This is a genomic window from Petrocella atlantisensis (genome assembly GCF_900538275.1).
GTDB lineage: Bacteria > Bacillota > Clostridia > Lachnospirales > Vallitaleaceae > Petrocella > Petrocella atlantisensis.
The window spans coordinates 919215-938436 of sequence record NZ_LR130778.1; the positions used below are offsets into that span (position 1 = coordinate 919215).

The following is a 19222-nucleotide window of genomic DNA, read 5'->3' on the forward strand; positions in this document are numbered from 1 at the left end:
GATTTTATTATATAGGATTTCATTGACATTGCAACCAAGTCTCTTATACCAAAACTCTAAAAAAGCAGGTGCCGATATGATACAACTTACCTTACAATGGATTAAAACTTTTGCCGGTAATGATCGAAAATTCAAATCCGGCTTTATGATTCATCAACAAAATAATATACTCAGTATTGAAGCCAGCTCAAAAAATGGTTTTCATATCATCTTAAAAGATTTAAAAGATGAACAGTTTGAGCTTAATTTATCTTTCTATTCGGATACCGGCACTTTCAAGCGTTCAAGGTGTACTTGCTATGATTCCCAACCTTGTATACACACCCTAGCGTCTTTGTTATATATACTTTATAAAAAAGAGTCTTTGACCCTCGATCTTACCCAAAATCAAACTTTAAAAATGTTTCAGTCATTTGAACAAGTCCTGATTTCTCCTACATCCGACAATCAACTGGCACTACTAAATCTAGAAGTGAATCTGCATCCAAAAGATGCTTATCACAATACCCTTCAGTCCGCCATCTCTCTTAAGGTTGGTCTTTTTCAAACCTATGTGGTTAAGAATATTGAAGCCTTCGTCTATGCAGTTATGGAGAAACATATCTATGCTATATCAAAAACATTAACTTATGACCCTCAGACTTTCACCTTCACTGACGAAGATTATAAACTTATCGTCTTGCTCCATGATTTTTATAAAACACGTCTTTTTCTATTACCAAAGCATCAAAGCCTAGTGTCCACACCTATTAAAGCATCCTATCAAATCTTGCCAGACGCTTACTTAAAACGGTTGTTAGAACTTCTAAAACACAAGCCTTTTAACTTAGATTATGATGGTATGCTTTTTAAAGACCAAGTCATTATAGACCATTTAGAAATTGACCTCTTCTTGATGGAAGAGAACGGTCATTATAATGTCTCTGTAAATGCCTATGATATCTATTTTCCATTAACAGAGGATTATTCGTATGCCTTTTATAATAATCAGATCAGTTGTTTGTCCGCCATAAAAGCCGAGGCATTCAAACTCTTCTATAAACACTTTATCGATAAGTCCTTAGATATTCAACATGACCATATCCACAATTTCATGAATCAAATCCTACCCGTTCTTGAAATGATAGGTTATGTAACCCTTGAACCAACTGTCGCTCAAAAAGTATTGCGCTATCCATTGGAGGCAAAAATCTACTTGGATAAAGATATGGAACAACTAAAACTCAAAGTATTCTTTATCTATGGTCCTTATGAATTTGGCCTCTATCCAGAATCCGAACCTGAACCGGATGACCAAATCATATTCAGGCAATTAGGTACTGAGCAACGTATTCGGGCATTGCTCAAAGATACCCATCATCAAATAGATAATCAAGGTCTATTAACTTTTGCTACCGAAGATGACCAATTTTACTTTATTGACCAAATTCTACCTCGTCTTCAAAAACTTGGGACCCTCTACTACTCGGATTCGTTTAAAGACATCTACTTAAGATCAGAAAAACAGCTCAGTGCTTCTGTGTCCTACAACAGCGGTTCTAATCTTTTGGATCTAAGTTTTGAGATGGAAGGTATCAGTCAAGAAGAAATCTTCACACTTTTAAAAGCCATTGTGGAAAAAAAGCGATACTTCAAATTGTCCGATGGTAGCTTTTTCAAGATACAGGACACTTTGGCACATCAAATGAGTGTCCTAGATAGTCATTATACACTTTTGGATGCCACACAAGATGATAACACACTTCGACTCCCCGGCCACCATGCCTTCTTTTTGGATCATCTTATGAGCAGCACACAAACCGTTCACTACAACCAAGCTTATAAAAAGCTTTTAAATGCGATTCAAAATCCTGAAACCTATCTAATTGAGGTTCCTAATCATCTTGACGCCATATTAAGGGACTATCAGAAAACCGGCTATCGATGGCTTAGTGCGCTAACCTCTTATGGACTTGGCGGTATTCTAGCAGATGACATGGGACTTGGTAAAACACTACAAGCGATTACACTTATGACCAGTTATGTTTCTGATCTGCCTTCTCTAGTTATTGCACCCACATCTCTGCTCTATAATTGGGAAGAGGAGGTTCATAAGTTTGCACCCAATCAGAAAACCGTTGTCATCTCCGGTAATAAAAATGAACGTATTGAGCAAATTGAAACCCTTTGTAATGATGTAATTATCATCACTTCCTATGGCGCACTTAAAAGAGACTTACCCCATTACAAACAGACTTTTATGTTTTGTATTATTGATGAAGCACAACATATCAAAAACCCTAAATCTCAAAATGCTATTGCCGTCAAACATATTAATGCCTTGCACCGTTTTGCCTTGACCGGTACACCAATTGAGAATACTCTGACTGAGTTATGGTCTATTTTTGATTTTATTTTACCGGGTTTTCTCGGTAATGCAAATTATTTTGCTAAAACCTATGAAAAACCCATCACCAAAGACAACGATCATCATTGTCTAAAGCAGTTGAATCAGATGATTGCCCCTTTTATTCTCAGGCGTATCAAGCAGGATGTGTTAAAGGAACTACCGCCCAAGATTGAAACCAAAGTCACTATAGAGCTTAATAAACATCAGAAAAAAATATATATGGCTTACATTGAAAAAGCAAAAATGGAAATGGAGCATTTACAATATTTATCCGGTGGTCAGAAAAATATGAAAATATTATCTATTCTTATGCGTTTAAGACAGATTTGTTGTCATCCTTCATTGTTCATTGATCAGTATAATCATGGGTCCTCAAAAATGGACTTACTGTTAGAATTGGTCATCGATAGTATTGAAAGTGGTCATCGCATGTTGATTTTCTCTCAGTTCACCTCCATGCTAGGTATGATACAAACTTTACTGGATAAGCATAAAATAGAATCCTATTATCTTGATGGTTCCGTACCACCTAACAAACGACAGGAAATGGTTCATGATTTTAATACAGGTTTTCACAGTGTTTTCTTGATTTCCCTAAAAGCCGGTGGTACAGGGCTTAATCTAACCGGTGCAGATGTTGTTATTCATGTTGATCCTTGGTGGAATCCAGCTGTTGAAAATCAAGCAACGGACCGTGTTTATCGTATCGGTCAAAAAAAATGTGTACAAGTCTACAAATTGATCACTGCCGGTACCATAGAAGAAAAAATATTCACACTGCAACAGAAGAAACAAAATCTAATTGAACATGTTATTAAGCCTGGTGAGACGTTCATTAATAAATTAACCGCCCATGAACTTCAAAATCTTTTTGATTCAGAACCAAAATAAGTTGTCTTAGGTTATGAGATAGCAGGAGAATAAATGTAATAAAGTTTGTCCCATGAAAACCCTTCCACAGTGTGTATGATTACGGTCTCCGATTGGTGCATCCATGCACCAAAAGTCGACGGTCAGCATCCATGCTAACTTGCTCCACCATACACACTGCTTCCAGGAACTTCATGGTCGATGTTGGCTAATTTAGGTTTTCTGGTTACTTCAACGCATCATATGAGATATACGAATTTAGGCTTATAGAAATTAAGCATTCGCGGAACCGAATAAGGAAAGAAAAAGCGCTGATCAATCACAGTTCTACATGGATGTAGAACGTCCTTCATTTTTACATGGATGTAAAAAGGGAAGGATGATTGAGCAGTGCTTTTTATTGACGAAATGACGATGTATTACCGAGTAGATGTGATACATAGCTTTTCCGACGACCGTACGAAGTGTAAGGCGAGGAAAAGCTGTGTGTTATATCTACGATTATAACCTAGAGTACAGCTAATCGCTCATCTATTACTAAAAGACAAGCGTTAACCTTATTCTCTGAATAATATGTTACACCATTAACCCCTATAACTTCCTAGCAATTTCTCTTATCAGTGCTTCAGAAGCATCCCATCCTAAGCATGGATCTGTTATGGATTTCCCGTAAACGCCCCCATCGATCTCTTGAGCGCCTTCTTCGATATAGCTTTCTATCATCAAACCTTTAACATACTTCTTAAAGTCAGCATCATAATGGCGATTTCTTATAACTTCATAAGCAATTCTGGGTTGCTCTTCAAAATGTTTGTTTGAATTGGCATGATTAAGGTCTATGATTACACTCGGAAATTGTAACGCTCTTTCTTCATACAACTTAATGAGGTGTCGGATATCTTCATAATGATAATTCGGAAAGCTTCTACCATATTGGTCAACATACCCTCGCATAATAGAATGAGTAAGGGGATTCCCAGTTGTTGCCACTTCCCATCCTCTATAAATAAATGTATGCTCTATCTGACCTGCTTTTATGGCGTTTAACATTACCGACAAATCACCACTGGTTGGGTTCTTCATACCTGATGGAATTTCCAAGCCACTAACGGTCAAACGATGTTGTTGGTTTTCTACAGATCTTGCTCCTATAGCAACATAGCTGAGTACGTCTTCAAGATAGGCATAATTGTCCGGATACAACATTTCATCGGCACAAGACAGACCGGCTTCTTCTATGGCCCTTATATGTAGATTTCTGATGGCCTTAATGCCTTCTACCATATTCGATTCCTTGTTGGCATCCGGTTGATGTACCATCCCCTTATAGCCCTCACCGGTTGTCCTTGGCTTGTTGGTGTATATCCTTGGAATGATAACAATCTTATCTTCTACTTCTTTTTGTATGTGACTTAAGCGTTTCACATAGTCAATGACAGCCGTTTCATTGTCTGCAGAACATGGTCCAATAATCAAAATAAAACGTGAATCTTTACCTTCAAATATATTCTTAATGATTCGGTCTCTTTCAGCTTTTATTTCTTGACCCTTTTCAGACAAAGGTAACATCTTGATGATATCTTGTGATGATGGTATTTCCTGTACAAAATTAAAACTCATATCAGTTCCTCATTTCCTCATTTGCATAATCTGTTGATAAATACTGCATTGAGCCTCTTTGTTCTTAATCTTTCAATTTCCATTATTATAATGACTACGGGCCATATTGACAAGGATTATTTCATGATTTAAGGTATTGTTATATTTTTTATCTGCTTTTTCTTTTATTTACTTGTTTATTGACGTTTTCAATTCAGCTAAATAATTCTTACACCTAAAAGTTAATGACTACCTTTTAGCTAGATGATCGACTAAAATATAAAAGTTCTATACCAATCGGCTAGAACTTTTATAGACTATATTTAGGATTTTTCTTTAATTAAAGTTTTGGCAACATCGGGAACCAATGTCTGTTCTTCAAAAGGTGGTCGAATATAATTGGTCTCTTCTTGTCTCTCCGGTAGTTTGATTTTTTCCGGTGTTAAATCTTGATAATCGATTTTACTTAAGAGATGAGATATACAATTGATACGGGCATGCTTTTTAATATCTGCATCCACCACATACCATGGCGCTTGCTTAATATCTGTATAAGCAAACATCGTATCTTTTGCTCTGGAATACTCTACCCAAAATTTTCTAGATTCCACATCCATGGGACTAATCTTCCATCGTTTTGTAGGATCATTGATACGATCTTGGAATCTGCTTTCCTGTTCATCATCACTGACTGAAAACCAGTATTTGATCAATGTTATACCTGAACGTACGAGCATTTTTTCAAATTCAGGGGCACTTCTTAAGAACTCCTGGTATTCTTCTTCAGTACAAAAATCCATGACATGTTCTACACCGGCTCGGTTGTACCAGCTACGATCAAAAAGCACAATTTCTCCGGCAGCCGGAAGATGAGGTACATATCTTTGAAAGTACCACTGGGTCTTCTCTTTTTCAGTTGGGATACCAAGGGCAACGACTCTGCAGACACGAGGATTGAGTTTTTCTGTTATACGCTTGATGACACCACCTTTTCCTGCGGCATCTCTACCTTCAAAAACCACAACAACCCTAAGTCCTTTTGCTTTTACCCACTCCTGTAATTTTACCAATTCCACTTGAAGTTCATCAAGCTTTTTCAAATACACCTTATTGGATATTTTTTTCTTCTTATCACTCAAAACCTAACCCCCCATACTTAAACATATTTTACTGTTATTCATATTTTAACATACTATCTATACCAATAAAACAATAAAAATGAGACTTAGTGTGATTATATCACTGTAGTCTCATTTTTTATTTCATAGTGTTTGCTTTTTTTATATGAATTCGCTATAATCAATTTAGATTTATTGAGAGGAGCAACAACTTTGATTGACAACTTCCTATTAATTACAATTGCAGTTATTAATTGCATTACCTTTGCTGTTTATGGCATTGATAAAATTAAGGCCGTCAATAATGAATGGCGTGTTTCTGAGAAACGATTATTAAGTCTTTCCATGTTGGGTCCATTTGGCTCTTTTCTGGGCATGAAACTCTTTCGACACAAAGTTAAAAAGCCTAAATTTTATGTCGGCATTCCATTTTTCGCTATTGTCCAACTGATTCTCATCAGTCTTTACATGGCTTTTATTCACTAGAAGATGCTTCTTTTTCTTCTTTAATTTTTTGATTCACCAAATCTTTAACATCCCGAGCCTTGTCTTTTAATCTCTGATGGCTACCCTCAGCCACCATTACCTTCGACAGCCAACGTTTTGAATGGCTATAGTCGCTTAGTTCATAGGCCAAAACACCTAATAAGTAATAGTAGGTTGGTTGATTCATGCCAAACACCGGAAAACTGATGGTCTCGTAAGCTTCAAGAAAACCTGTATAGGCATTCTTTACAAAATTGAGGCGTTCTAAGGTTAATGCCTCTTTTTTGTCGTCTTCTATTGTTTCCAAATACCCGTCAATAATCCATGAAATTCTAAGGCACAAATATGCCTTGTTGACGCTTTTAGAACCCATGACAATAGCATTATATAATGCAAGCTTATTTTTAATCAAAGCCGTTTTATAACTATAGTCTGTAGGTTCATCCTTTGATATGAATTTGGATGCTATTTGCTCTTTTATGGTCTTAATTTGTCGCTCGGAAATTTTGTTGAAAGTTGTGTTTTGTGCCGCATAACCGCACGCATTACATTGAATAACATCATAGATTAATGGATCGATTTTCGAGTATATCGGGCGTAATGTCAGGCTGGTTTTCTCAAATCTATTGATACTTGATTTCACTGTTTTTGATAAAAATTCATGGTCACAAACCGGACATTTGATTTTTCTATCAAATACCAGTTGCTCTGTCTTCTTTCTTGTCACCACTTTTTTTACCGGTTTTTCTTCTTTGGATTGACCACTAAAATCTAAGGGTTGATCACTGTCTAGTCCAAAAGCTCCTAAATCTGAAAATATCGATTCCATTATAAGCTCCTTATTGTTTCATTCATGGTTACAGCCAAACCAGCATACTTTCAGGCATCATACCTGACCTAAGTCCTATAAATAAAATCAGAAATTGCTCTTTAATGAAACAATTTGATTCATGACCAATTGCTCATTGCTTGTGAGTTTATCAACAACATAATACCCGTTGCGAATGAATTGAAAGCGTTTCTCTCCTTGAGAAATAAAATTCAAGATTGATCCTTCAACAAGGGCATTATCATATACATTTTTTGAATTCATATTAATGGATTCAATTAACTGATCGTCACTTGGCTCCTCTAAAAATAAATCTTCATATAACCTAACCGTACATCTAGTGGCGTCTAATGCACTTAACCAATGAATCGTACCTTTTGGTTTTCTTTCGTTAAAACCTGATCCACTTTTGGTTGCAACATCATAGGTACAACGAAGCTCTACTACTTCACCTTGATCATCTTTTATAACTTCATTACACTTTATAAAGTATGCCGATCTCAATCGAACTTCTTCTCCGGGAGATAATCTCTTGAACTTCTTGGGTGGTTGCTCACAGAAATCCTCTCGTTCAATATAAAGTTCTTTACTAAATGGTATCTTTCTTGAACCGAATTCCGGATTAGAAAAATGGTTATCCACATCTACATATTCTGTTTCTTCGAGATTGGTTATAACTACTTTCAAAGGATTTTGCACCATCATTAGACATTTTACTTTTTCTTTTAAGTCTTGCCTTACAAAGTGCTCTAGCATTTTATAGTCTACCGTCGTTGATGTTTTGGGTACACCAATTTCATTTACAAAATCAAATATCGCTTCCTTCGTAACACCACGACGTCTTAGACCCTTAATGGTTGGTAATCTAGGATCATCCCAACCATCTAATATACCACTGTCCACCAATTGCTTCAGGTAACGCTTCGATGTCACAACGCCGGTAAGATTCAAGCGTCCAAACTCAATTTGTCTTGGTAAAATACCTTTCAGTTCAAGAGCACTTAGCACCCAATCATACAAAGGCCTATGGTTAATAAATTCATTGGAGCACAAGGAATGGGTGACACCTTCAATATAGTCTTGAATCGGATGGGCAAAATCATACATTGGATAAATGCACCATTCATTACCTGTTCTATAATGTTTTTCTTTTAATACACGGTATATAACCGGATCCCTAAGAATAAGATTAGGGCTTTCCATATCAATTTTAGCTCTAAGGACACGTACACCTTCATCTATCAAACCAAGTTGCATCTCTTTAAACAATTCTAGATTTTCTTCTGGTGATCGATCTCTATACGGACTGTTCTTACCTGCTTCCGTCAAAGTGCCTCGGTAAGTTCGCATTTCTTCCATGCTCAAATCACACACATATGCTTTGCCTTTATTTATTAAGTCAATGGCATAATCAAAAATCTGTTTAGAATAATCCGAACCAAAGAAAGCCTCTTTGCCATAATCGCAACCAAGCCATGCCATATCTTCCATAATAGCATGGACATACTCCATATCTTCTTTCATAGGATTGGTATCATCAAATCTTAAATTAAACTGACCACCATATTTTTGTGCAATACCATAACTAATATTGATGGCATAAGCACTTCCAATATGGAGATAACCGTTTGGCTCAGGGGGGAATCTGGTAACGACTTTGTCAATTTTTCTATTTTCTTTATCCTCATAAACCAATCGGTCGACAAAATTCAATGCAACATTTTCACTCATATACTGACTCCTTAGCCATTTATATTTTTTTCAGCTTTTGCTGATTCATTCTCAATTATTATTGACGATTCTATTGCTCTGTAGCATTCCTATTATACTATAGGTCTTAAGATTTTGAAAGCATGAAGTCTTCATAAACGTCTTTACAATTCTAACAAGGAAAGACCAATGTGTCAAATCATGCCTCTCTGAGATCAAAAAAAGTAACAATCCACGTTATTTCTCGTCGACTGCTACTTTATATGATTCCATTATTGATGGACTTTTACTCTAGCTAAAATAATCTATTCATTTGTTCTAATTCACTTTGGATGCCATAATCTATGCTATTATGTATGCATTCAAAAAGATTCATACCTGATACATCATAGGCTTGTCCTGTTCTATTATTATATATAATACCATTGTTGCTAATGGTTATAGAATCTAACATCTCCATGGCTAAGAACTCCACAGTAATATCGCCTCCAAGAGTCGGGCTTTTAGTGATTGTTGTTGATTCTTTAAACGAGGGAATATACATGGTCTCCTCAAGTGTTGTTACAATATCATGAATGACTGCAGGATCTTTAATCCAGTAAGCTTCATGTTGTCCTTTGCTAACCTTCAAAGTAAAAATACTAGCTGTATGCTCAGAGGCAATCACGTCATTAAAGCTTTTAACCTGATAATAGTTAAAAACGGTGATTAGACTGGTTACAATCATGAAGATCATGAGCAATTGGGTCCTTGGACTACCAATCCATAGAACCGCCAAATGATTTTTTACTTTATTATGTTTTTCAATATTGAATATATGTATCATGCTGTTAATTACAATCAACAGGAATATGACACCATAGAATATAGCACCATAAAATATAAACTCAGTAAAAATCATAATGCCTCCCACTAGATTGATAATTATTTTACAATCTCTCCACAAGACCATTATCCCACATCTGGCAGGTCAATACTATTGTCTAAAGTCATTACTTTGATGACTTTAGTCACTTTTTTAACGCTATTTATTTATTATATCTTTGTTGGGCAGATTTTAACTTCTGGTGTTATAATGACGAATATGCTATAATTTTTAGTTGCTACTAGGTCCTGTACGACATTAATTAGGAGGCGCAAAATCATGTCTTTTACCACCTTACTATATCACGAAATCAGGGAGCGTCTTTCACTACGACCGGATGCACCATCCCCCATAAAGGTCAAACAAAATTATTCAGATCTGTTGCCTTCCATGCTTTTTGTTACTTTAGAGAATTTCGAAGCACAAATGCTGTATCTATACGAACAAAATTACCATACATTAACACTTCCTGAAGTCATGGCCTACTATTATAACGATGCAGAAATACCCGAGAAATCCGTCTTAATTACTTTTGATGACTGTTATCAATCTTTATGGTATTATGCTTATCCTGTCTTAAAAAAATATAACTTTAATGCTGTTGCTTTTGTTGTTACCGGTTGGTTAAATGATGAACCGGAACCCTTCAATCAAGATAAATCTATTTGTCTCACCACTGAAAGTCTTAAGGATATGGGGGATGTATTTGAGTATGCCAACCATACACACGATTTTCATATACGACTTAATCCGACAACAAATAAAGCGATGGTTTCAAGTGACTTAGAATTCTCAGAAGATTTGGACCGTTGTAACGCCAACACTTTAATTACTTCTCCTCAAGTATTTGCTTATACCTTCGGCCTCTATAATGATGCCAATATCGCTTTACTTAAAGAAAAGAAATTCAAATTGGCCTTTACCAGCGCTAATGGCACCAACACACGGGAGATGAATCCACTTTTATTAAAAAGAACCGTGATTCCTTACTTCATGGATTTACCGACTTTCAAGACAATTCTGAATGCATAAACAATAAAGGAGAACATTATGAAAAAACCAATCCTACTACTGATGCTACTTACTCTACTGTCCATCCTCTTTGGTTGTTCTAAAGAAACGGATTCCGGTACTTCGACGGCTTTATCACCTACAGGCGAAGTTTTAAACATCGGAATTCTTCCGGCTGAGGCCTCCATCCCTATCATTATAGCAAAAGAAAAAGGCTTTTTTGAAGAAATCGGTGTCAATATTTCAATAAAAACATTTACATCACCAAACGATAGAAATGTTGCTGTTCAAGCCAAAGAGATTGACGGTACAATCGGTGATGTTATGACAGCTGCTGTTTTTGTAGATCGTGGTATACCTATGAAAATCACCTCTGACATACGAGAGGATTTCAAAATATTAGCTTCACCTAATTCTTCTATTACTACCATAAAAGATTTAGACGGTAGAACAGTCTCTCTTGTACCCAACTTCATTCTAGAATATATTATGGACACTTTTGCAACTGAAAATGAAATCACCTATAATATCATCGAAATTCCTTCATTTGCAGGTAGAGCAGAAGCACTCATGTCTGATCAAATTGATGGTGTTGTTTTCACAGAGCCTCAAGCCGGTATGTTGGTTAAAAATGGTGCGCACTTACTTGGTAGTTCTAAGACAGCAGGTATTAAAGGTGGGGCCTTCATCTTCACTGATGCTGTACTCTCAGGTCGACCGGGAGATGTAAAAGCCTTCTATGAAGGCTATAATAAAGCCATAGATTATATGAACGAAGTTGATGTCAATGCATACAGTGACATACTGGCCAATTATCAATTTCCGGAAGCCATCAATGACTACTTATCCAATCAAGAGGACGTCTTTCAACATGCTGGTCAAATAAGCATAGAACAATTTGATGATATTATTGAATGGACCAAAGAAAAAGAACAAATTGGTCAATTGTATTCTTTTGATGCTCTTACGGATTTTTCTTATATAGAATAATGGTTGGTTAAGCGAGGCTTAGCCTCTTTGCGCTTGCCATGGTGTAAGGGATGTTTCTATATAATCTAAGACTTTAAATAGCAGAATGCCTACAAATCCCAACGTCAAAATACCACTAAACATCTCAACGTAATTCATTTTTGTCCAAGCACTTAGTATATAATAACCAATGCCATAGGTTGTTGCATAGTTTTCAGCAAAAAATAAGGATGCAAGCGCAATACCAATACTCATTCTTAATCCGGTAAATAGATTGGGCAAAATAGCAGGTAGTATTAAATATCTAATTTTCTGTCTCCGATTAACCAGGTAGCTGTCCATGACTTTAAAATATATAAGGTCAATCTGCTTAATGCCATCTCTCATGGATAAGATAATCTGAAATACTATAATCCAAACCATCAATATAATCTTGGACGTATTCCCTAGTCCGTACATCAACATAAAAACAGGTAAAAAAGCGACCTTGGGTATTGGATATATAAAATATAGAAAGGGAGATATGAGCTTGTTTGCCCGATGACTCATCCCTATCAAAATACCAAGCGGGCATCCAATCAACATCGAAATAATAATGGCTGTTATAACCCTAAGGCTACTTGCTGAAGAATGCTGGGAAAGTACCCCAATATGGCTTAGTGTATAGAAGATTGTTTCAAGAGGTGAAGGCACTGTATGTGTGTTTAATAACAAATGAAAGACTTCCCATATTAGTAAAAAACTAAATAGGCCTACAATAATATTTTTGAATTGAAAGGTATTATTTTTCATCCCAACACCTCCATATTCAAGGCTATTCGAATTTTTATACATGCATCATAAAATCCCAACTGTTCCCTAGGATTCTTTATACCGTAGTATGCATTCTCTAGGGATGAAATACCGCCCTCATCATTAATCATAAGAATGGACTGACCTAAGATCATCGCCTCTTCAATATCATGGGTTACAAATAATAGGGTTCCTTTTTGCTTCTTTTGCTCTTTTAAAATCAATTTCTGTAGTACTTCTTTGGTCATAGCATCCAAGGCCGATGTAGGTTCATCCATAAGAAGTAGATCCGGCTTTTCTACAAGGGTCCTAGCCAGTGCCACCCTTTGCCGCTCACCACCGCTTAATTCGTTAGGATACTTATGCCCATGACCATTAAGGCCAATCTCTTTTATCATATCCTCTACAACCTGATCATAATCCTTCCAACCTTTAATCTTAAGTGGCATAGCGATTGCTTCTCTCACTGTTTGCCACGGAAATAGTCCAAGCTCTTGGAACAAAAAGGATGTTTCCTTTCGTGGTTGACTGAGGGTCAAACCCTTTATGGTTATAATACCTTGATCCGGCTTAAGAAAACCTGCTATTAAATTCAATAAAGTGCTTTTGCCTGAACCTGATTTTCCAATGAGTGCATAAGCAACTTTCTCTTCTAAATCCAAATTTAGTCGATCAAAAACCTTCTGTTTTTCAAAACTGACTGTAACATCTTTGATTTGCACAAATATACCCATAATGAACTCCTACACATTCAATCTACTTGAGACATTGTTCCTTAATCCAGCTTATATCCTCCGCCTATGTATTAGAAGTTTTCTTAATTTTTCAACGGACATCGGTCGATGGTAGTAATAGCCTTGTATAGCATCACACCCAATAGACTTTAAGTAATCTGCTTGGTCCTTCTCTTCGACACCTTCAACCACCACTTTATAGCCTAAGTCATGCAAAAGACCGACTATATACTCCATCATAGCCCTTGATTTTTGGTTGCCTGGTAACTTAACCACAAAGGAACGGTCGATTTTAATGGTATCTACTTGCATTTCAGCCAAATAGGATAAAGAAGAATACCCTGTTCCAAAATCATCTAGTGCCACACCAACACCCATTGCACGAATGCCTTTCAATATATCATTTGCATGCTCAGCATCCTCAATAAAAATCGTTTCTGTTAGTTCAATATATAAATGCCGCGCTGTGATTTCATATTTTTCCATAGTATCACGAAGAATTGTGATGATAGAATTATCCCTTAGCTGAAGAGGCGATAAATTAACATGAATAACAAAATCTGTGTTATCTCTAAGTAAATCTTTACAGTCTTCACACGCTTTTGATAAAATTTGTTCTCCTATGATATTAATCAATTCAGTTTCCTCTGCTACAGGAATAAAAGTATTTGGATAGATTATAGACCCGTCTTTTTTTATCCATCTAGCTAAAACTTCCGTTCCCACAATTTCTCCTGAATGAGGTTGAACAATCGGTTGATAGTAAGGAATAAACTCTCCTAATTCTATACCTAATCGCATATCTCTTTCTATGTTAATTCTTGCGATAAAGACTTCTTTTTCTTTCGTTGAATAGAACTCAATGCGCCCTCTACCTTTATTTTTTGCAAGGTTAAGTGCAAGGTCTGAATTCTTCAGTAATTCCATTGGTTGTGTTGTTTCAGATTCTGGAAAAGCAACACCGATACACACACTTATGTTAACCTTTTGACCTTGTATCTCAAAATTACTATTAAAAACCGACTGAATTCTTTCTAATGGCAAATATATTCGGTTTTTATGAATCAGTTTATCCATGATCACAACAAACTCATCCCCACCAAGTCTTGTCAAAGTAACCTCACTCTTAAAGACTGAAATGACCTCATTTGCGACTTGACGTAATAATTCATCACCTGCTTCATGTCCATATTCGTCATTGATTTCTTTGAAATTATCTATATTAAAAGCAATAAGGGCTACTTGTTTATACCTTTCATCTAAAAAACGAGCCAATCGGTCAATAAACAATTCCCGTTTCGGCAAATGTGTCACTGCATCATAATACTTATGGAAATTAATTTCTTCTTCATAGGCATAATTGGCTGTCATATCTCTTATAACTGCTGCAAATTCTCCCTTGTCTAATAAAAAAAGAGAGATTTCACAATTAATCTTCCTGCCACTTGCACTTGTATGAATCCAGTCAAATCGTGTAATCTTACCCTCAGATGCACTACTAAATAATTCGGTTCCATAATCATAAGATTCTCGCCCATTTTCTTGAACCAATTCCGAAAATTCCATTGGGCTATGCCCAATAATATCTTCTCTGGATCTCTCAAAAATCTTTTCTGCCCGTCTGTTACAATCAAAAATAATTTCATTGCTGATGAGTATAATGGCATCGGAAGAGTTATTAAATAAGTTGATGTATTTACTATACGTTATGTCATCTAATTCTTTAAGATAATTAAAATTCAAGAAAACAAGAGAAATAGTTATGATTGCTTCAAATGCCGCTGCAATCATGTATCCTAATATAAGAAATTCTTCATTATATTGTACGATAATGAAATCCATGATATGCAAACCAAAAAGTATAAACGTTACACCAACAATTTTAGATGGGAGAAGATGACGCAGTACTTTGTTCATCCAGAAAAAGCCAACGAAAATAGATGCTACCCCAAATAAAACATAGCCAATACCTTCAAGCTGATCCGTCTTCTCAAAAATAATCAGAGTCACAGGCATTAATATTAAAATGCCAACCATCCCATAGAACTTAACTAAGTCTAATAACTTATTTGAACCAGTCGAAAAACTTATATGGAAAACAATTGTACGAGCGTGTCCGCAACTAAAAAAAGCAGTGTTTTCAATGTTTAGTAGATGATGAAAACACTGCTTCTAAATACAACTCAGTTAAAAAACCACGAAATTTGATTTTCGTGGTTTTTTGATATAGATTTAAATTTTAAATTTACGAATCATAGCCTGAAGGTTTTGAGCCATTACTGACAAATCCTCACTTGCGTCTGCGATCTGTTCAGAAGATGCCGTTTGTTCTTGGATTGCTGCAGATGCCTGCTCCGTTGAAGCGGCATTTTCTTCAGCAACTGCGGAAAGTGTGTCGATATTGCCCATGACGTTCGACTTGTTTTCCTCCATTTTAACGCTTGTTTTACTGATTAAATTTACCAGTTCTTCGGATTTAGCGATGGCTTGGGCTATTTGATCAAACGTTTCCTTCGTCATTTCAACTGACTTTTCTTCTTCTTTCACGATAACACCCGATTCTTTCATCTTTAAAACGGCTGTTTCTGCATCCTTTTGAAGTTTAGAAACCATTTCGTCAATTATACTGGTGGTCGTTCTCGATTGTTCAGCAAGTTTTCTAATTTCTTCTGCAACAACAGCGAAACCACGGCCATGCTCACCTGCTCTAGCAGCTTCTATAGAAGCATTAAGGGCCAGTAAGTTTGTCTGCTCAGAAATTGATGCAATCATGCTACTGGCTTCACTTATTTTTGTCGAACTTTCATTGGTCTTTTGAATGCTACTAAAGACCACGTCAGAAGCACGGGCGTTCTCCAGTGTTTTTTGCGCCAGATCCGAAACGACTTTTAGCCCGGTGGCCACAAGTTGGCTCATTGTTGAAGAAGCGTGTGCTAAATCTTGGGTGCCACTTAAATTGATTTCTATTTCTTTACTCAAGTGCGTCAGTGCACTGGCTGCATCCATGGTATTTTTAGCTTGATCCGTTGCACCTTTAGCAATTTCGTTAATGGTCTGAGCCACTTCCTCTGATGCAGTGGCCGATTGTTGAGCCGTCGCTGTCAGTTCTTCAGATGTAGCAGAGACTTGTTCTGCAGTGCTTGAAACATTGATTAGAAGCTCACGAACGTTGCCCGACATTGAAAACAGCGATTTCGTCATCAGTCCGATTTCATCTTTCCTATTTTCAATTTTTGAGAAATCATTTTTATCATCTGATCTGAAATCCAGTGTCGCTTGTTTGTCGACGATTTGTGTCAATGAAACAATCGGTGTTGATATGGTCCTTGCAAGTAAGAACGCCACGAAAGATGAAATCACAAGCATGATGACGATGACAATCACCAATGTCGTTAAAAGCGTATTTACGCCCGCCAACGCTTCACTTCTTAAAGCGACATTGACTAAGAACCAGTTTGTGCCTTCAATGCTGTGAAACGCTTCATAAAGATCAACACCCTTATACGTATATGAACCGACGCCAATTTTCTTTTCGAGTATTTCCTCAAATACCTTTGCAAGTGGTTCCACTGTCTTATCTGTTTTCGCCACTTCTATAGGCTGGAACTGTGACATAACCAGTTCTCTATCATTATGGGCGACAACAATACCTTTATCATTTATCAGATAAGCGTAGCCTTCCTCACCAAATCCCATTTCATCGGTAATTTCCGATAACGCGTTGCCATCACGTCTTGCAATCAACGCACCAACAACACGCCCATCATTGAAAATAGGCACAGCATACATCAAAACAGCTGAGTTCGTTACTTTACTGATTAAGACGTCTGACACATTCATTTCACCTGAAAGCGCCTTTTGGATATATGACCTGTCGGATAAGTCGGTTGTTTCACCACTGGATACATATGTGGCCTGACCTGACATTGAGACGACTCCAATATCAAGGTACCCCAACCTTTCAATATCCTCTTTTAAAGACTCTTGTTGAATCTTAAAATCCATCGTTTGTGTTCTTGCGCGATTGGCAATCTCTTGTAAAAGCTCTAACCGAGCGTTGACAATTATCTTTATTTGATCAGAACCCAGTTTCGTTTCATCGACCAGAGCAACTTCCACTTCGCTTGTGAGACTTTGGCTACTGATGAATATTGAAATACCACCTAATATTCCACATACCATTACAACCAGTAAAACAATCAACAACGTAATCTTCCTCGTTATACCACTCTTCATGCGCATTCCCCCTTATTTGTCTTTAAATAGTGCCTATTAATGCCACAAATTTCGTTAAAAAAATAACTTTTTTTGTCCAACAGTCACTACATTTTCTTAACACCTAAATTCTACGTCGTTTTACGAAAACCATTAAAAATCGATATTTTCGCTGAACCTACGAAGAATTCAAGTAGTTACTCCTACATTTTAACATTATTCACACCCCTTCCTCAACACATTTGAATAAGATATACCCATTATTCTCAATTAAGTTGCAAATATCACAATACTAGGTTCAATTAATAAACCACTCGATTCATTCAAGCGATTCAAGCGCCAATTTATCAATCGTTACGACTCTAAGCAGATACATTTTTTATACACCTCTTGATAAGGATATTTGCTTGAGAGCTTCATAATCACAGACCTAGCTGTTTTGATAATTTTGGCCGCAAGAAAAACGTATTTCAAGCGAAATGTCTTTATCTGCTGCCTATATTCAGACACATCCAAGTAGTCAAATTTGAAGAGTAAAAACAGATTGTATGAAAGCATCATCATTTGGAATACTGCTTCATTTGCCCAGAATGATTTCAAAAGCAAGTGGCCTACTGACATGTCGTATTTTGCTTCTTTGATATAGTTTTCAGCATTGCCACGCTTTTCATAGGAGAGAACCACCGCTTCTGACTCTAGGTCTGTATTGGTGACAAAGAAAAAATAGTCGTACTCTGAACCTTCTAACAGGCTTAACTGAGCTCTTTCTTTTTCGGGTTTCAGAACGCGAGACACGACAAATCTTCTTTTTTTCTTCCACTTATCCAATTTTATAAGCAGCTCAGCGGTTTCTCTGCCGTCTATACCTTTAAGAAACACAGCAGAGGAAGCGGTCACTTGGGAGACAAGTGTTGCATAAGCTTTAGCTTTAATTAAGTATTTGCAACCAAGAGACTCGATTGTTTCAATGATTTCTTCATCGAAGTAGCCACTATCCATACGGAAAAAGATTTCCAAGTTTTGAGCTTTAAGAGTGGCAACAATCTCTTTAATCAGTTCAGCAGCACCATTTGCGGTGTATGCATTACCACTTCTAACAAAACCAGTGACATAGGCTTTGAGTTCATCACAAAAGGCAAACTGGACATTGTAGCATCGATTGCCCAGCTTTTTAGGATTGTAACCTTTAGTAGCGCCTTCTTGGTGGCCTTCTACATTAATGACACTGCTATCGATATCAATAGTGATGGATGTCAATCCACTTTTAGAAAGTAGCTTTTTAAACACTTTGAAGTTGATTTCTCTGAACATTTGCGTCGTTTTGAAGCTGAAGTTGCTTAAAAAACGCGACACGGTTTCAGGCTCTTTAACAGAAATATCGAATTCACGAACAAGGGGATCATTCTTTAAAAGTTTTAAACGTTCGAGCTTATCTATGCCTATAAAATGACCAGAGAGCATGGTTTTAACATGATTCATTTTAATCTTGTTTACAGAAGCGCTTTCAAAAGTGAGGTCATTTTCAATCATCTCAAAAATGCCGTTATTTTTAGTGTTCTCTAGCATCAGAAAAAGTCCTGCATTTGAGGTAAGATTTTTAGCCTTAAACTCGATTTTATTTATCATAAGCCATCT

General features: G+C 36.6%; 14 protein-coding genes. 4 read left to right on the forward strand and 10 right to left on the reverse strand.

What is annotated here, in order from left to right:
- Nucleotides 1-76 precede the first annotated feature (76 nt).
- Nucleotides 77-3280, forward strand: a complete 3204-nt coding sequence (locus PATL70BA_RS04370) for a DEAD/DEAH box helicase (protein WP_125136241.1) — start codon at nucleotides 77-79, stop codon at nucleotides 3278-3280.
- Nucleotides 3281-3850: 570 nt separating this feature from the next.
- Here PATL70BA_RS04370 and PATL70BA_RS04375 read toward each other — a convergent pair.
- A complete protein-coding gene (locus PATL70BA_RS04375) occupies nucleotides 3851-4879 on the reverse strand; it encodes a 3-deoxy-7-phosphoheptulonate synthase (RefSeq protein ID WP_125136242.1) in 1029 nt (342 codons plus the stop codon).
- Nucleotides 4880-5181: 302 nt separating this feature from the next.
- Nucleotides 5182-5997 carry a polyphosphate kinase 2 gene (gene ppk2, locus PATL70BA_RS04380; protein ID WP_125136243.1) on the reverse strand — a complete coding sequence of 272 codons (816 nt, stop codon included), beginning with the start codon at nucleotides 5995-5997 and terminating at the stop codon, nucleotides 5182-5184.
- A 192-nt stretch (nucleotides 5998-6189) separates the two neighbouring features.
- Here ppk2 and PATL70BA_RS04385 point away from each other — a divergent pair, with 192 nt between their 5' ends.
- Nucleotides 6190-6462 (forward strand): DUF1294 domain-containing protein, encoded by a 273-nt coding sequence (locus PATL70BA_RS04385; RefSeq protein ID WP_125136244.1) that lies wholly within the window; start codon nucleotides 6190-6192, stop codon nucleotides 6460-6462.
- Here PATL70BA_RS04385 and PATL70BA_RS04390 read toward each other — a convergent pair.
- The 3 genes from PATL70BA_RS04390 to PATL70BA_RS04400 form a co-directional block, all read right to left on the reverse strand.
- Nucleotides 6452-7291, reverse strand: a complete 840-nt coding sequence (locus tag PATL70BA_RS04390; protein WP_125136245.1) for a DUF2225 domain-containing protein — start codon at nucleotides 7289-7291, stop codon at nucleotides 6452-6454. The two genes, PATL70BA_RS04385 and PATL70BA_RS04390, sit on opposite strands and share 11 nt — an antisense overlap.
- Before the next feature lie 87 nt (nucleotides 7292-7378).
- Complete coding sequence (locus tag PATL70BA_RS04395) at nucleotides 7379-9022, reverse strand: glutamine--tRNA ligase/YqeY domain fusion protein (RefSeq protein ID WP_125136246.1); 1644 nt, start codon at nucleotides 9020-9022, stop codon at nucleotides 7379-7381.
- 274 nt (nucleotides 9023-9296) lie between these two features.
- Nucleotides 9297-9902 carry a hypothetical protein gene (locus tag PATL70BA_RS04400; RefSeq protein WP_125136247.1) on the reverse strand — a complete coding sequence of 202 codons (606 nt, stop codon included), beginning with the start codon at nucleotides 9900-9902 and terminating at the stop codon, nucleotides 9297-9299.
- 243 nt (nucleotides 9903-10145) lie between these two features.
- On the opposite strand from PATL70BA_RS04400, the gene PATL70BA_RS04405 reads away from it, so the two are divergent.
- Entirely contained in the window at nucleotides 10146-10898 is a 753-nt protein-coding gene (locus tag PATL70BA_RS04405) for a polysaccharide deacetylase family protein (protein ID WP_125136248.1), read from the forward strand.
- A gap of 18 nt (nucleotides 10899-10916) precedes the next feature.
- Entirely contained in the window at nucleotides 10917-11867 is a 951-nt protein-coding gene (locus PATL70BA_RS04410; RefSeq protein WP_125136249.1) for an ABC transporter substrate-binding protein, read from the forward strand.
- Between the two features lie 18 nt (nucleotides 11868-11885).
- On the opposite strand, the gene PATL70BA_RS04415 is transcribed toward PATL70BA_RS04410, so the two are convergent.
- From PATL70BA_RS04415 to PATL70BA_RS04435, 5 genes are all read right to left on the reverse strand, one after another.
- The gene (locus PATL70BA_RS04415) at nucleotides 11886-12638 is read right to left on the reverse strand and encodes an ABC transporter permease (protein WP_125136250.1); all 753 of its coding nucleotides are present in this window, start codon (nucleotides 12636-12638) and stop codon (nucleotides 11886-11888) included.
- Nucleotides 12635-13372 (reverse strand): ABC transporter ATP-binding protein, encoded by a 738-nt coding sequence (locus PATL70BA_RS04420; RefSeq protein ID WP_125136251.1) that lies wholly within the window; start codon nucleotides 13370-13372, stop codon nucleotides 12635-12637. Before PATL70BA_RS04420 ends, PATL70BA_RS04415 begins: the two co-directional genes overlap by 4 nt.
- A 51-nt stretch (nucleotides 13373-13423) precedes the next feature.
- Nucleotides 13424-15382: a putative bifunctional diguanylate cyclase/phosphodiesterase gene (locus PATL70BA_RS04425; protein ID WP_172596099.1), complete on the reverse strand. Its 1959-nt coding sequence runs from the start codon at nucleotides 15380-15382 to the stop codon at nucleotides 13424-13426.
- A gap of 222 nt (nucleotides 15383-15604) precedes the next feature.
- Entirely contained in the window at nucleotides 15605-17608 is a 2004-nt protein-coding gene (locus PATL70BA_RS04430) for a methyl-accepting chemotaxis protein (protein WP_172596100.1), read from the reverse strand.
- A gap of 333 nt (nucleotides 17609-17941) precedes the next feature.
- On the reverse strand, nucleotides 17942-19213 hold the full coding sequence (locus tag PATL70BA_RS04435) for an IS1380 family transposase (RefSeq protein ID WP_015045058.1): 1272 nt from the start codon (nucleotides 19211-19213) through the stop codon (nucleotides 17942-17944).
- Between the last annotated feature and the right edge of the window lie 9 nt (nucleotides 19214-19222).